This is a genomic window from Agromyces sp. NPDC057865 (assembly GCF_042796995.1).
Lineage (GTDB): Bacteria > Actinomycetota > Actinomycetes > Actinomycetales > Microbacteriaceae > Agromyces.
This window is the reverse complement of the sequence record NZ_JBHVMJ010000001.1, coordinates 1-13,997: the sequence shown is the minus strand read 5'-3', so window position 1 is coordinate 13,997 and position 13,997 is coordinate 1. Positions and strand designations below refer to the sequence as shown.

General features: G+C 72.0%; 12 protein-coding genes. 2 read left to right on the top strand and 10 right to left on the bottom strand.

Features of this window, described 5'->3' with window-relative positions; all coding sequences use genetic code 11:
- Nucleotides 1-100 precede the first annotated feature (100 nt).
- The gene (locus tag ACFVN5_RS00060; protein ID WP_376952583.1) at nucleotides 101-949 is read right to left on the bottom strand and encodes a glutamine amidotransferase; all 849 of its coding nucleotides are present in this window, start codon (nucleotides 947-949) and stop codon (nucleotides 101-103) included.
- Nucleotides 946-1,908, bottom strand: coding sequence for a cation diffusion facilitator family transporter (locus ACFVN5_RS00055; protein ID WP_376952582.1), 963 nt, complete (start codon nucleotides 1,906-1,908; stop codon nucleotides 946-948). Before ACFVN5_RS00055 ends, ACFVN5_RS00060 begins: the two co-directional genes overlap by 4 nt.
- 23 nt (nucleotides 1,909-1,931) lie before the next feature.
- Between ACFVN5_RS00055 and proC the strand changes: the two genes are divergently transcribed.
- Nucleotides 1,932-2,783, top strand: a complete 852-nt coding sequence (proC, locus tag ACFVN5_RS00050) for a pyrroline-5-carboxylate reductase (protein WP_376952581.1) — start codon at nucleotides 1,932-1,934, stop codon at nucleotides 2,781-2,783.
- Nucleotides 2,780-4,204 (top strand): beta-N-acetylhexosaminidase, encoded by a 1,425-nt coding sequence (locus ACFVN5_RS00045; protein WP_376952580.1) that lies wholly within the window; start codon nucleotides 2,780-2,782, stop codon nucleotides 4,202-4,204. The genes proC and ACFVN5_RS00045 overlap by 4 nt, the downstream gene beginning before the upstream one ends.
- Before the next feature lie 98 nt (nucleotides 4,205-4,302).
- Here ACFVN5_RS00045 and rlmC read toward each other — a convergent pair whose 3' ends face one another.
- From rlmC to ACFVN5_RS00005, 8 genes are all read right to left on the bottom strand, one after another.
- The gene (rlmC, locus tag ACFVN5_RS00040) at nucleotides 4,303-5,433 is read right to left on the bottom strand and encodes a 23S rRNA (uracil(747)-C(5))-methyltransferase RlmC (protein ID WP_376952579.1); all 1,131 of its coding nucleotides are present in this window, start codon (nucleotides 5,431-5,433) and stop codon (nucleotides 4,303-4,305) included.
- Between the two features lie 337 nt (nucleotides 5,434-5,770).
- Nucleotides 5,771-6,499 (bottom strand): response regulator, encoded by a 729-nt coding sequence (locus tag ACFVN5_RS00035; RefSeq protein WP_376952578.1) that lies wholly within the window; start codon nucleotides 6,497-6,499, stop codon nucleotides 5,771-5,773.
- On the bottom strand, nucleotides 6,496-8,979 hold the full coding sequence (locus ACFVN5_RS00030) for an ATP-binding protein (RefSeq protein WP_376952577.1): 2,484 nt from the start codon (nucleotides 8,977-8,979) through the stop codon (nucleotides 6,496-6,498). Before ACFVN5_RS00030 ends, ACFVN5_RS00035 begins: the two co-directional genes overlap by 4 nt.
- Before the next feature lie 5 nt (nucleotides 8,980-8,984).
- Nucleotides 8,985-9,593: a potassium-transporting ATPase subunit KdpC gene (kdpC, locus tag ACFVN5_RS00025; RefSeq protein WP_376952576.1), complete on the bottom strand. Its 609-nt coding sequence runs from the start codon at nucleotides 9,591-9,593 to the stop codon at nucleotides 8,985-8,987.
- A gap of 102 nt (nucleotides 9,594-9,695) precedes the next feature.
- On the bottom strand, nucleotides 9,696-11,813 hold the full coding sequence (gene kdpB / locus ACFVN5_RS00020) for a potassium-transporting ATPase subunit KdpB (protein ID WP_376954273.1): 2,118 nt from the start codon (nucleotides 11,811-11,813) through the stop codon (nucleotides 9,696-9,698).
- A gap of 51 nt (nucleotides 11,814-11,864) precedes the next feature.
- On the bottom strand, nucleotides 11,865-13,538 hold the full coding sequence (gene kdpA, locus ACFVN5_RS00015; RefSeq protein WP_376952575.1) for a potassium-transporting ATPase subunit KdpA: 1,674 nt from the start codon (nucleotides 13,536-13,538) through the stop codon (nucleotides 11,865-11,867).
- Nucleotides 13,538-13,627, bottom strand: a complete 90-nt coding sequence (locus ACFVN5_RS00010) for a potassium-transporting ATPase subunit F (protein ID WP_376952574.1) — start codon at nucleotides 13,625-13,627, stop codon at nucleotides 13,538-13,540. Before ACFVN5_RS00010 ends, kdpA begins: the two co-directional genes overlap by 1 nt.
- The gene (locus tag ACFVN5_RS00005) at nucleotides 13,624-13,773 is read right to left on the bottom strand and encodes a hypothetical protein (RefSeq protein ID WP_187432513.1); all 150 of its coding nucleotides are present in this window, start codon (nucleotides 13,771-13,773) and stop codon (nucleotides 13,624-13,626) included. Before ACFVN5_RS00005 ends, ACFVN5_RS00010 begins: the two co-directional genes overlap by 4 nt.
- Nucleotides 13,774-13,997: the final 224 nt, after the last annotated feature.

Genomic DNA, 13,997 nt, shown 5'->3' with positions numbered 1-13,997 from the left:
ACACGTCCTTGGGGGGCAGGGGACGTGGCCGGGACCCACGTCGGTCGACGGCAGGGCGCGCGTCGAGGGCGAGCCTAGCGGACGACGGCGACGCGATGAACTAGGCGACGCGGTCGGCGCGGCGCGCCTCGAGGCCGTCGAGATACTCCGAGAGCAGGGCAGCGGATGCCGCCTGCGCCCGCGGCCCGTTCACGGCACGCTCCGCGCGCAGCTGCTCGCGGCTGAGCCCGTACTCGGGCAGCTCGTCGCCCCAGGCGGCGAGCCAGTCCTCGTGGATCTCGTCGGTGATCTCGGGATGGAACTGCACCGCGAGCAGCCAGTCGCCCCTCGCGAAGGCCTGGTTCTCGTACTGAGGCGACGTGGCGAGCCGCTCGACGCCCTCGGGCAGGTCGAACGTGTCGCCGTGCCACTGCACGGTCGGCACGCCGGCGAAGTGCCGCACGGGCGACGCGGCGCCCGCCTCGGTCGGCTCGACCGTCAGCCAGCCGACCTCCTTGCGGGGGCCCTTGCGCACGTCGGCGCCGAGCGTCTTCGCGAGCATCTGGGCGCCGAGGCACACGCCGAAGATCGGCGCCTCGGCGTCGATGCGCGTGCGCAGCAGCTCGATCTCGTCGGCGAGGTAGGGGTAGGTGTCGGTCTCGTACGCGCCCTCATCGCCACCGAGCACCACGACGAGGTCGGGTGCGAGCGCCTCGAGCGCGGTGACGTCGGCGTGGGGGGCGTCGACCGTCACGATGCGGTACCCGTGCGCCTCGAGCGTCGGGCCGAGGTTGCCGAGTCCGATCGCGGAGTCGTGCCGGAGCACGAGGGCGGTGCGCGCGTTCGCGGAGCCGTTCGCTGAGCTCGTCGAAGCGAACGTCCCTTCGACGAGCTCAGGGACCGACGCGACGGCCCCTTCGACGGGCTCAGGGGCCGACGCGGCGGGCTCCGGGAGGGACGCGGCGCTCATTCGAGGCCCTTGATGACGATGGCGTCGGTTGCCGGGGCAGCGGCCGCCGGATCGACGTAGACGTCGGCCTCCACGTAGATGACCCGCGCGGTCGGCACCGCCTGGCGGACGCGCGCCTCGATGACGTTGGTCGCCGTCGCCACCTCGAGCAGGCGCTGGTCGGCCGGGAAGCCCACCTTCGCGGCGACGAGCAGCTCGTCGGGACCGAGGTAGAGGGTCTTCATGTGGATGATGCGCTCGGCCTCCGGGCCGTCGAGGATCGCCTGCTCGATCTTCTGCACGTCGTCGTCGTTCGCGCCCTCGCCGACGAGCAGGCTCTTCGTCTCCATGCCGAGCACGATCGCGACGATGATCAGCAGCGTGCCGATCATGAGGGTGCCGATGGCGTCGAACAGCGAGTTGCCGGTGATGATCGTGAGGCCCACGCCGAAGAGCGCGAACACGAGGCCGAGGAGCGCGGCGACGTCCTCGAGGAGGACGACCGGGAGCTCGGGCGCCTTCGCGCGTCGCACGAACTGCACCCAGGTCTGGCGGCCGCGCACGTGGTTCGACTCCTTGATCGCGGTGCGCAGCGAGATCGACTCGAGCACGATCGCGATCGAGAGCACGAGGATCGGCAGCCAGGGCACCTCGAGCTCGTGCGGGTGCTGGATCTTGTCGATGCCCTCGTAGATCGAGAACACGCCGCCGACCGAGAACAGGATGATCGAGACGACGAACGCGTAGACGTAGCGCTCGCGGCCGTAGCCGAACGGATGCTCCTTGTCGGCCGACTTCTGGGCCTTGCGGCCGCCGAGGATGAGCAGGAGCTGGTTGCCGGCGTCGGCCACCGAGTGCACGCCCTCGGCGAGCATCGACGCGGACCCTGAGAAGAACCACGCGATGAACTTCGTGATCGCGATGCCCAGGTTGGCCAGGAAGGCCGCGATGATGGCTCGGGTGCCGCCGGATGCGCTCATGGCGTCAATCCTAGGATGGTCGCATGAGCGCCGACGCCCCCGTGAAGCTGCCCTCCATCGCCTTCCTCGGAGCCGGGTCCATGGCCCGCGCGATCCTCGCCGGACTGCTCCAGCCCGGCATCGAGATCGACGGCGGCATCCGCGCCACCAACCGCTCGCGCGAACGCGCCGACGAGCTCGACGGCTTGCCCGGCGTCACGTCCTATGCGACCGAAGCGGATGCCACGGCGAACCGCTCGGCGGTCGCGGGCGCGAAGGTCGTAGTGGTCGCCGTCAAGCCCGCGATGGTGCCCGATCTGCTGCGCGAGATCGCCGACGCGCTCGACCCCGGCACCGTGGTGGTGTCCGTCGCTGCGGGCGTCACGGTCGAGACCTTCGAGTCGCTGCTGCCCGAGTCGGTCGCGGTGATCCGCTCGATGCCGAACACCCCGGCCGTGGTCGGCCGTGCGGTGACGGGCGTCGCGGCGGGCAGCCGGTCGACCGACGACGACCTCGCGCTCGCCGTGGCCCTGTTCGAGACCGTCGGCGACGTGATCGTCGTGCCCGAGGAGCGGATCGACGCGCTCTCCACCATCTCGGGGTCGGGTCCCGCGTACGTGTTCTTCCTCATCGAGCAGCTCACGGCGACGGCGATCGACAAGGGCTTCACGCCCGAGCAGGCGGCGCTCATGGTGGAGGGCACGTTCCGGGGCGCGAGCGAGTTGCTCGCGGCATCCGAGGACGACCCGGCCGAGCTGCGCCGACGCGTGACGAGCCCCAAGGGCACCACCGAGCGCGCCATCGCGGTGCTCGAGGAGGCGCGGCTGAAGGAGGTCTTCGACCGGGCGACGGATGCCGCGCTGGCTCGCGCCCGCGAGCTGGCGGCCGGGGCGTGACGTCGTCGCCGTCCCGGTCGTCGAGTAGCGCCGGCCGGAGGCCCTTCCGGTCGTCGAGTAGCGCCGAGCGGAGCCCCTCCCGGTCGTCGAGTAGCGGCGGCCGGAGGCCGACGCGTATCGAGACGCAGACGCGAGCCCCCCTCCGCCTCGCCGGCGAGCCCCGCTTCGCTTGGCGCGGCGTGATGCTCGACGTCGCCCGCCGCTTCCGGCCGCTGCCCGAACTGCACCGGTTCGTCGACCTCGTCGCGTCGCACGGGCTCAACGTGCTGCAGCTGCACCTCACCGACGACCAGGGCTGGCGATTCGAGGTGCGGCGGCATCCGCTGCTCGTCGAGGTCGGCGGCCATCGATCGGAGTCGCAGCTCGGCCACGGACCCGAGGCGCGCGGCGACGGCGTTCCCCACGGCGGGTGGTACACGCAGGACGAGCTGCGCGGGCTCGTGCGATACGCCGCGGAGCGCGGCATCCGCATCGTGCCCGAGGTCGACCTGCCCGGGCATGCGCGGGCGATCCTCGCGGCCTATCCCGAATACGGCGTCGGCGGGGCGGAGGCCGTGCGCGAGCGGGTGACCGAGCCGTGGACGCGGTTCGGCATCTCCGACGAGGTGCTGAACGCCGAGGACGCGACCGTCGCCTTCGTGTGCGACGTGATCGACGAGGTGTGCGAGGTGTTCGAGTCCGACGTGGTCGGCATCGGCGGCGACGAGGCGCAGAAGGCGCGGTGGCGCGACGACGCGCGCACGCAGGAGCTCATGGCCGAGCGCGGACTCGCCGACGAGTCGGAGCTGCAGGCGTGGTTCCTCGGCCGGGTCGCGTCGCACCTCGCCTCGCGGGGCCGGCGCGTGATCGGCTGGGACGAGATGCTCGAGGGCGGCGGGGCGCCCGCGGAGGACGCGATCGTCGCCTCGTGGCGCGGGCCGGTCGGCGCCGAGCTCGGGGCGCGGCTCGGACACGAGGTCGTGCTCTGCCCCGACCTGTGGACCTACCTCGATTACCGCCAGTCGGACGACCCGCGCGAGCCGATCCCCGTCGGGACGGTGCTCTCGCTCGAGGACGTCGCGTCGTTCGAACCGTTGTCGTCCGCGTCGTCGCCGGCCCTGCTCCAGCACGTGATCGGCGTGCAGGCGAACGTGTGGACCGAGCACCTCGACACGAGCGAGCGACTCGACTACGCCGTGTTCCCGCGGCTCGGGGCCTTCGCCGAGGTCGCCTGGAGCGGCGGGCCGCTCGAGTGGGACGACTTCGCGTTCCGCCTGCCCGGCTACCTCGCGTGGCTCGAGCAGCAGGGCGTGGACTTCCGTCCGCTCGACGGGCCGCGGGCCGACCAGCAGCGGCCGGGTGTTCCCGGGATGCCGCGCGAACGTGCAGCCCGCATGGCCGAGCTCGAGCGCCTGACGGCGAACCTCGACGCGTCGGGCTGAGCGATCCCCGTTGGTTGAGGAGTGCCCCGCGGAGCCGGACGCGTCTCGAAACCCAGTTGCCCGGGGAAGCGGGTTTCGAGACGGCGCTGCGCGCCTCCTCAACCCGCGGTCCGCTCCAGCAGCACCATGACCTCGAAGTGCGTGGTCTGCGGGAACATGTCGAACACGCGGGCCTTCACGGGCCGGAGCGACGGCATCGCCGCGAGGTCGCGGGCGAGCGAGGCGACGTTGCAGCTCGAGTAGAGGACGTGCGCGGCATCCGCTCGCTCGAGCCAGTCGGCGAGCTCGCGGCCGATGCCGCGGCGGGGCGGGTTCACCACCACGAGGTCGGGGGCGCGCTCCGCGCCGAGAGCGAACGCGGTGGCGTCGCCGGCGGCGAAGCGGACGCGGGTGAGCGCGGCATCCGTGCGGCTGAGCTCGGCGCTGGCCACGGCCTCGACGCTCGTCTCGATGCCGGTGACGTCGGTCGCGGCATCCGCGAGGTGCAGGGCGAAGCCGCCGACGCCGGAGTAGAGGTCCCAGGCGTCCTCGGGGGCGAGGTCGCGGATCCACGCGCGCGCCTCCGCGTAGAGCGCCGCGGCGATCGCCGTGTTCGTCTGGAAGAAGCTCTGCGGGCGCAGGTGCATCGTCACGTCGTTGAGCCGCATGGGCAGCGTCTGCTGCTCGGTGAGCACGACCTCGTCGGAGCCCTCGAGCACGGCCTTGTGCTCGGGCAGCAGGTTGGCCGTGACGACCCGGGCCTGGGGCAGCTCGGCGAGCAGCGTCGGCAAGTGCTTGCGGATGCGACCGAGCGGCTCGGTCGAGCGCAACACGAAGCGCACCATGAGCTCGCCGTCGGGCGACTCGGTGACGATGAGGTGCTTGAGCTCGCCCGTGCGCGTGCCGACGTCGTACGGCGCGATGCGAGCGAGCGTGATGAATCGCGCGAGCACCGGGAACGCGGCACGGTGCCCTGGCGAGCAGATGCCGCAGGCCTGCAGGTCGACGCCGTGACCGTCGGCGTCGAGGATGCCGATCGTCGGGGCATCCGTCGAGCCGCCGACCACCATCTTCGCCTTGTTGCGGTAGTCGCGCTCGACGCTCGCCACGGGCGGCAGCCAGGCGGGCACGTCGAACGGCGCGAGGAGCTCCTCGGCGTGCGCCTGCTTCTCGGCGAGCTGGTCGTCGTACGGCCGCCCCATGAGCGAGCACGACCGGCACGCCCAGGCGTCGAAGTAGGGGCACTGCACCGGTTAAGGCTACGCGGGCGTCGCCGGTGGTCGATGAGCGCCCGCGGGTCCGGAAGGCGAGGTGCTCGGCGCAGTGGGATGCTGTCCATGCAGGGCTGCGCCGTTCGCTCGTCTTCGAGCACGCGTCGCCGGCGGAGTATCCCTCTACGGAATCGGTCGATTCGTCGACAAATCTACAAATCGACGAATCTACAAATCGACACGTGGACGAATCGGCACATCGACAAGTCGACGTGCTTACCGGTTCTGCGGGGAGATACTCCCGCGCCCGCGCGAAGGGCGGGCGACAGCGGGAACGCTCCAGCGCGGGACATCGGGGCCTGATCCACCGGTAGCGCTACGGCTCGAAGCGGTAGCCCAGACCCGGCTCGTTGAGGAAGTGCCGCGGCTCGGACGGCACCCGCTCGAGCTTGCGGCGCAGCTGCGCGACGTAGAGCCGCAGGTAGCCGGCGTCGTTCCGATGGTACGGACCCCACACGTCCGAGAGCAGCATCTCCCGCGTGAGCAGCCTGCCCGGGTTGCGCAGGAAGAGCTCCAGCAGGCGCCACTCCGTCGGCGTCAGGCGCACGGATGCCGCGGCGCCGTCGCCCGCGCCGCCATCCGCGGCGTCGCGGTCGCCGTCGGGCCCGCCCGCCCGCCGGATCGTCTTCGCCGCCAGGTCGACGACCAGGTCGCCGATCGCGACCGTGGCGGCATCCGATTCGGCGCTGTTCGTCGCCCGGGCCCGCGCCCGGATGCGGGCGAGCAGCTCGTCCATCGCGAACGGCTTCGTGACGTAGTCATCGGCCCCTGCGTCGAGCGCCTCGACCTTCTCGGCCGAGTCGGTGCGCCCCGAGAGCACGAGGATCGGCACCTTCGACCACGCGCGCACCGCCCGGATCACGTCCATGCCGTCGACGTTCGGCATGCCGAGATCGAGCAGCACGAGATCGGGATGCGCGCTCGCCGCGAGCTCGATCGCCTCGGCGCCGTCGCGCGCCGCCACCACGTCGTAGCCGCGCGAGGCGAGCGTGATGCGCAGGGCGCGCTGCAGCTGGGCGTCGTCGTCGGCGACGAGGATCTTCATGCGGCCTCCTCGGCGGTCGGGAGCGTGACGACCATGGTGAGGCCGCCGCCCGGGGTGTCCTCGACCTCGAGCGAGCCGTCCATGCCCTCGACGAAGCCCTTCGAGAGGGCGAGGCCGAGGCCGAGGCCGGTCTCGTTGTCGGTGTCGCCGAGGCGCTGGAACGGGGTGAAGACCTCGTCGCGGCGCTCGGGCGGGATGCCCGGGCCGCGGTCGACGACGCGCAGCTCGGTGCGGCCGCGGAAGGTGCTCGCGGCGACCCGCACGCGCTCGCCGTCGGGGGAGTGCCGCACGGCGTTCGCGAGGAGGTTCACGACGACGCGCTGCAGCAGGCCGGCGTCGGCGAGCATCGGGCGCAGGTCGTCGGCGAGGTCGAGCTCCACCTCGGCGGGCCCGAGCTCGAGCTCGTCCAGCGCGGGGAACACGACGTCCGCGACATCCGTCGGACGGAGCGTGACGGCGAGCGCGCCCGCCTGCAGGCGGCTCACGTCGAGGAGGTTCGTCACCAGGTCGGCCAGCGCGTCGAGGCTCTCGGCGGCGGTGTCGAGCAGCTCGGCGCGCTGCTCGGGCGGCAGTGCCACGTCGGGCGAGCGCAGGGCGCTCACGGCGGCCGAGGCCGAGGTGAGGGGTCGGCGCAGGTCGTGTCCGACCGCGGCGAGCAGCGCGGAACGCACCCGGTCGGTCTCCGCGAGCTCGTCGGCGGCCTCGGCGGCCGAGGCGAGCGCGCCGTGCTCGATGGCCGCGTCGAGCTGCGTCGCGATGACCTGCAGCAGCCGGCGCTCGGATGCCGCGAGGTCGCCGCCGTGCAGCTCGAGCCCGCCGCGCGTGCCGATCGGGATCGTGCTCACCCGGTCGTGGTCCGCGGGCTCGCCGTCGGTCACCCGCGGCTCGCCGTCGACGAGGAGGCGTACGCCGCTCAGGCCGAACGCCTCGCGGGTCTGGGTGACCATTGCCTGCAGGGCGTCCTCGCCGCGCAGGACGCTGCCCGAGATGGTGGCGAGCAGCTGCGACTCGGCCGCCGCACGCCTGGCCTCGCGGGTGCGCCGGGCCGCCTGGTCGACCACGAGGCTCACGAGCAGGGCGTTCGCGACGTAGAAGACGAGCGCGAGCAGTTGCCGCGGCTCGGCGATGGTCAGCGTGTAGAGCGGCTGGATGAAGAGGTAGTTCAGCGTGAGGCCCGAGAGCACGGCCGCGAAGAGCGCCGGCCAGAGGCCGCCCACGAGGGCGACGACGATGACGAGCAGCTGGTAGGCGAGCACGTCGCTCGTGATCGACGACTCCGTGTGGAACAGCGTGAGCACCCAGCTGACCAGCGGCCCGAAGACGAGGGCGATCGCGAAGCCGGCGACGAGCCGCGTGCGGCTGAGCGCGCCGCCGAGGCGCGGCAGCGAGAAGCCCGACCCCGCGGCGGCGTGCGTCACGATGTGCACGTCGATGTCGCCCGACTCGCGGATCACGGTCGCGCCGATGCCCGGCCCGGTGAAGGCGGCGGCGAGTCGCGACCGGCGGCTCACGCCGAGGACGAGCTGCGTGGCATCCGACGCCCTCGCGAAGTCGACGAGCGCGCGGGGGACGTCTTCGCCGACCACCTGGTGGAACGTGCCGCCGAGCTGCTCGACGAGCGCGCGCTGCCGGTCGAGCGCCTCGGGGTGCCGCGTGCGGAGCCCGTCGGGGGCGGTCACGTGCACCGCGAGGAGCTGCCCGCCCGAGCTGCGCGCGGCGATGCGTGCGCCGCGGCGCAGCAGCGTCTCGCCCTCGGGGCCGCCGGTGAGGGCGACGACGACCCGCTCGCGGGCCTCCCACTTGCCCGTGATGCCGTGCTCGGCGCGGTACGCCTTGAGCGCCTGGTCCACCTCGTCGGCGAGCCACAGCAGTGCGAGCTCGCGCAGGGCGGTGAGGTTGCCGAGCCGGAAGTAGTTCGACAGCGCCGCGTCGATGCGCTCGGCCGGGTAGACGAGTCCGCCGGCGAGCCGATCGCGCAGGGCCTGCGGCGCGAGGTCGACGACCTCGATCTGGTCGGCGGCGCGCAGCACCGCGTCGGGGATCGTCTCGCGCTGCTGCGCGCCCGTGATCTCGAGCACGACGTCGCCGAGCGACTCGATGTGCTGCGTGTTCACGGTCGAGATCACGTCGATGCCGGCCGCGAGCAGGTCCTCGACGTCCTGCCAGCGCTTCGGATGCCGCGACCCGGGCGCGTTGGTGTGGGCGAGCTCGTCGACCAGGGCGATCTCGGGCTCGCGCGCCAGCACGGCGTCCACGTCCATCTCCTCGAGCGCGAGGCCGCGGTGCTCCTCGTGGCGGCGCGGGACGACCTCGAGTCCGTCGACCATGGCCGCCGTGGCCGCGCGCCCGTGCGTCTCGACGAAGGCCACGACGACGTCGCGGCCCTCGTCGCGCAGGCGGCGACCCTCCTCGAGCATGGTGTGGGTCTTGCCGACGCCGGGCGCGGCGCCGAGGAGCACCCGCAGCCGCCCCCTCTTCATGTGCGTCAGTCTCCCACCTGCGCGAGCGCGAGGTTGAGCTCGAGCACGTTCACCGTCGGCTCGCCGAGGTAGCCGAGGTCCCGCGGCTGGAGGTGCGACTCGACCAGCGCACGCACGTCCGCTTCATCGAGCCCGCGTGCGGCCGCGACCCGCGCGACCTGCTGCAGCGCGTACTCGGGGCTGATGTGCGGGTCCAGGCCCGAGCCCGAGGTGGTCACGGCGTCGACGGGGACGTCGGACTCGGCGACGCGATCGAACGCGGCGACCTGGGCCCTGCGATCCTCGATGGCGGCGATCAGGTCGGGGTTCTCGGGTCCGAGGTTGCTGCCGCTCGACGCGCCGGCGTCGTACCCGTCGCCGGCAGCCGAGGGGCGGGGCTGGAACCACTCGGGAAGCGGGTCGCCCGCGGCATCCGTGAACGACTGGCCGATGAGCGCGGAGCCGACGACGTCGCCGTCGGCGTTCCGCACGACGGAGCCGTCGGCCTGGGCGGGCAGCGCGAGCTGGCCGATCGCGGTCACGACGAGCGTGTACCCGACGCCCAGCACGAGCGTGAAGAGGAGCATGGCGCGGATCGCGACCCAGTGGGTCCGCAGCGTGGTGCTCATGTGCATTGGTCCTTTCGGTGATCGGTGGTCGAGTAGGCCCGTCAGGGCCGTATCGAGACCTGGCAAGGGGTCTCGAGACGCGCTCCGCGCTCCTCGACCACCGGGGAACTAGAAGCCGGGGATGAGGCGGACGACGAGGTCGATGAGCCAGATGCCGATGAATGGGGCGATGATCCCGCCGAGGCCGTAGACGAGCAGGTTGCGGTTCAGCACGGCGGATGCCCCGAGCGGTCGGTACTTCACGCCCCGCAGGGCCAGCGGGATCAGGAGCACGATGATGATCGCGTTGAAGATGATCGCCGAGAGCACCGCCGAGGCCGGTGAGTGCAGCTGCATGAGGTTCAGCGCCTGCAGGCCCGGGAACACGCCGGCGAACATCGCCGGGATGATCGCGAAGTACTTCGCGACGTCGTTGGCGATCGAGAACGTGGTGAGCGCCCCCCGGGTGATCAGCAGCTGCTTGCCGATGGCGACGATCTCGATGAGCTTCGTCGGGTCGGAGTCGAGGTCGACCATGTTGCCGGCCTCCTTCGCGGCCGACGTGCCCGAGTTCATCGCCACGCCGACGTCGGCCTGCGCGAGCGCCGGCGCGTCGTTCGTGCCGTCGCCGGTCATCGCGACCAGGTCACCACCCTCCTGCGCTCGCCTGATCAGGGCGAGCTTGTCCTCGGGCGTCGCCTCGGCGAGGTAGTCGTCGACGCCGGCCTCGGCCGCGATGGCCTTCGCCGTGAGCGGGTTGTCGCCCGTGATCATCACGGTGCGGATGCCCATCTGCCGGAGCTCGCGGAACCGATCGACGAGCCCGTCCTTGACGATGTCCTTCAGGTGGACGACGCCGAGGATGCGGGTCGCGCCGTCGGCCGACCGCTGCGCGACGACGAGCGGGGTGCCGCCGTCGGTCGAGGTCGCGTCCACTCGGCGGTCGAGCTCCTCGTGCTCGCTCGAGGGGATCCGACCGCGCTCCTCGACCCACGCGATGACCGCCGAGCCGGCGCCCTTGCGGACGATCGACCCGTCGGCGAGGTCGAGGCCCGACATGCGGGTCTGCGCGGTGAACGGCACGACCTCGCCCGCGGGCGCCTCGGTGAAGCGGATGCCGCGAGCCGCCGCCAGGTCGACGATAGAGCTGCCCTCGGGGGTCGGGTCGGCGAGCGACGCGAGCGCCGCGGCCCGCACCAGCTCGTGGTCGGCGACACCGGACATCGGGACGAACTCGCTCGCGCGGCGGTTGCCGTGCGTGATCGTGCCGGTCTTGTCGAGGAGCAGGGTCGTGACGTCGCCGGCGGCCTCGACCGCACGGCCCGACATCGCGAGCACGTTGCGCTGCACGAGCCGGTCCATGCCGGCGATGCCGATCGCCGAGAGCAGCGCGCCGATCGTCGTCGGGATGAGGCACACGAGCAGGGCGATGAGCACCGGGATGCTCGCCGGGGCGGCCGCGTAGGACGCGATCGGGTTCAGCGTGAGCACGACGACCACGAAGACGATCGAGAGGCTCGCGAGCAGGATGTTCAGCGCGATCTCGTTCGGCGTCTTCTGGCGCGACGCGCCCTCGACGAGCGCGATCATCCGGTCGACGAACGTCTCGCCGGGCTTCGAGGTGATGCGCACCACGATCCGGTCCGAGAGCACGCGGGTGCCGCCCGTGACCGCGGAGCGGTCTCCGCCGGACTCGCGGACGACGGGGGCGGACTCGCCGGTGATCGCCGACTCGTCCACCGACGCGATGCCCTGGATGATGTCGCCATCGCCGGGGATCGGTTCGCCCGCCGAGACGACGACGATGTCACCGAGCCGGAGGTCGGCCGATGAGACGTCGCTGAGCGGCGTGCGCTCGGCCGCGGCATCCGCCACCTCGTCGTACCCCGTCACGAGGTGCGCGACGGTCGACGTGCGCGTCCGGCGCAACGTGTCGGCCTGCGCCTTGCCGCGGCCCTCCGCCACCGCCTCCGCGAGGTTCGCGAAGACCACGGTGATCCAGAGCCAGGCGGCGATCGCCCACGTGAAGGAGCCCGGCACCTCGGTGCCGCCGGAGGCCCCGGGTCCGCCGAGGAACGGCTCGGCGATCGCGAGCGCCGTGGTGAGCGCGGCGCCGATCTCGACGATGAACATCACTGGGTTGTGCCACATCTCGCGCGGATCGAGCTTGCGGAGTGCGCCGGGAACGGCCCGGACGAGCTGCCCGGGGCCGAATCCGCCTATCGGGCGCTTCGACGGCGAGCCCATCGGCCGCGGGGTGTGGCCGGTCATCTCGGAAATGGTCTGCGAGGACATGGATCAGTTCAGCCCTTCCGCCAGGGGACCCAGCGTGAGAACGGGGAAATAGGTGAGTGCGGTGACGAGGATCGTCACGCCGGCCAGCAGCCCGACGAACTGGGGGCGATACGTCGGGAGGGTGCCGGCGGTCGCCGGGACCTTGTCCTGGGCCGCGAGGCTGCCGGCCAGCGCGAGGACCAGCACGATCGGCACGAACCGGCCGAGCAGCATCGCGACGCCGAGCGCGGTGTTGAACCACGGCGTGTTCGCGGTGAGGCCCGCGAAGGCCGAGCCGTTGTTGTTCGACGCGGAGGTGAAGGCGTACAGCACCTCGGACATGCCGTGCACTCCGGGGTTCCAGATCGACGTCGACTCGACGTCCTCGCGCACGCCGGGGATCGCGAACGACAGCGCGGTGCCCGCGAGCACGAGGAACGGCGTGACGAGGATGTAAAGGCTCGCGAGCTTGATCTCGCGGGGGCCGATCTTCTTGCCCAGGTACTCGGGCGTTCGTCCCACGAGCAACCCCGCGATGAACACCGCGATGACGGCGAGCACGAGGAGGCCGTAGAGACCGGATCCGACGCCGCCCGGGGCGACCTCGCCGAGCATCATGTTGAGCATCGGCACCATGCCGCCGAGCGCCGTGTACGAGTCGAACATGCCGTTCACCGCGCCGGTGGAGGTCAGCGTCGAGGTCGAGCCGAACAGCGCGGTGCCGAAGATGCCGAAGCGCTGCTCCTTGCCCTCCATCGCGCCGCCGGCGAGCTGCGGGGCGGTGCCGTTCCCGGCCGCCTCGAGCGCGCTCACCACGACGAGCGAGATCACGAACAGCGAGGCCATGACGGCGAGGATCGCGTAGCCCTGCCGGTTCGACCCGACCATCCGGCCGAAGGTGCGCGGCAGCGCGAACGGGATCGCCAGCATCAGCACGTTCTGGAACAGGCTCGTCCAGGCGGTCGGGTTCTCGAACGGGTGCGCGGAGTTCACGTTGAAGAAGCCGCCGCCGTTCGTGCCGAGCTCCTTGATCGCCTCCTGCGACGCGACGGGGCCGCCCGGCAGGTGCTGCGTGTCGCCGGCGAGCGTCGTCACCTCGGTGAACCCGTTGAAGTTCTGGATCACGCCGCCGACGAGCAGCACGATCGCGCCGACGAGCGCGAGCGGGAGGAGCAGCCGGAACGACCCGCGGAACAGGTCGACCCAGAAGTTGCCGATCGTGCCCGAGCGGCGCCGGGCGAACCCGCGGACCAGGGCGACCGCGACGGCGATGCCGACGGCCGCCGACACGAAGTTCTGCACCGCGAGCCCGGCGAGCTGCACCGTGTACCCCATCGTGAGCTCGGGGGAGTACGACTGCCAGTTCGTGTTCGTGACGAACGACGCCGCCGTGTTGAAGGAGAGCCCCTCTGGCACGGCGGGGAGGCCGAGCGAGTACGGGAGCCACTGCTGGGTGCGCTGCAGCACGTAGACGAAGAGCACGCCGATCACGCTGAACGCGAGGACGCCGCGCAGGTACGCCGGCCACGACTGCTCCGATCGGGGATCGACGCCCACGAGGCGGTACAGCCCGCGCTCGATCCTCCAGTCGCGGTCGGACGTGTAGATGCGCGCCATCCAGTCGCCGAGCGGGCGGTACAGCACGGCGAGGATCAGGACGAGGGTGGCCGCCTGGAGGACGGCGAAGAGCACGCCCATCAGAACCGTTCGGGCTTGATGAGGGCGTACACGAGGTACGCGACGGCGGCGGCGCCCAGCGCGGCGGCGAGGAGCTCGAAGACGATCACAGCTTCTCGACCCCCTTCGCGATGAGGCCGATGAGCGCGAACGTCGCGATGACGACGACGACGTAGACGAGGTCCAGCACGGGGACTCCAGGATCGGGGATGCCGCGGGCCGCGAGCGCGGCGGCGGGCAGCGGCTTCGGCTGCACGCTCGATGCAACACCGCGGATGCCGCGTGGGCGCCGATCCTCATGGAGCCCTAACGGCTCCCGACCGCATCCTGACGGCGTGCGAATGCCTCCGGTGGTCGAGTAGCGCCGGCCGGAGGCCGAGGACCCCGGTGGTCGAGTAGCGCCGGCCGGAGGCCGACGCGTATCGAGACCGAACATGCCGGGTCTCGATACGCGTCCGGCTGCGCCGGGCGCTACTCGAC

Excerpts from the sequence above, each read along its gene's own strand:
- ACFVN5_RS00060 (WP_376952583.1), bottom strand. The coding sequence starts at position 949 with ATGAGCGCCGCGTCCCTCCCGGAGCCCGCCGCGTCGGCCCCTGAGCCC.
- ACFVN5_RS00055 (WP_376952582.1), bottom strand. The coding sequence starts at position 1,908 with ATGAGCGCATCCGGCGGCACCCGAGCCATCATCGCGGCCTTCCTGGCC.
- proC (WP_376952581.1), top strand. The coding sequence starts at position 1,932 with ATGAGCGCCGACGCCCCCGTGAAGCTGCCCTCCATCGCCTTCCTCGGA.
- ACFVN5_RS00035 (WP_376952578.1), bottom strand. The coding sequence starts at position 6,499 with ATGAAGATCCTCGTCGCCGACGACGACGCCCAGCTGCAGCGCGCCCTG.
- ACFVN5_RS00030 (WP_376952577.1), bottom strand. The coding sequence starts at position 8,979 with ATGAAGAGGGGGCGGCTGCGGGTGCTCCTCGGCGCCGCGCCCGGCGTC.
- kdpC (WP_376952576.1), bottom strand. The coding sequence starts at position 9,593 with ATGCACATGAGCACCACGCTGCGGACCCACTGGGTCGCGATCCGCGCC.
- kdpB (WP_376954273.1), bottom strand. The coding sequence starts at position 11,813 with ATGGGCTCGCCGTCGAAGCGCCCGATAGGCGGATTCGGCCCCGGGCAG.
- kdpA (WP_376952575.1), bottom strand. The coding sequence starts at position 13,538 with ATGGGCGTGCTCTTCGCCGTCCTCCAGGCGGCCACCCTCGTCCTGATC.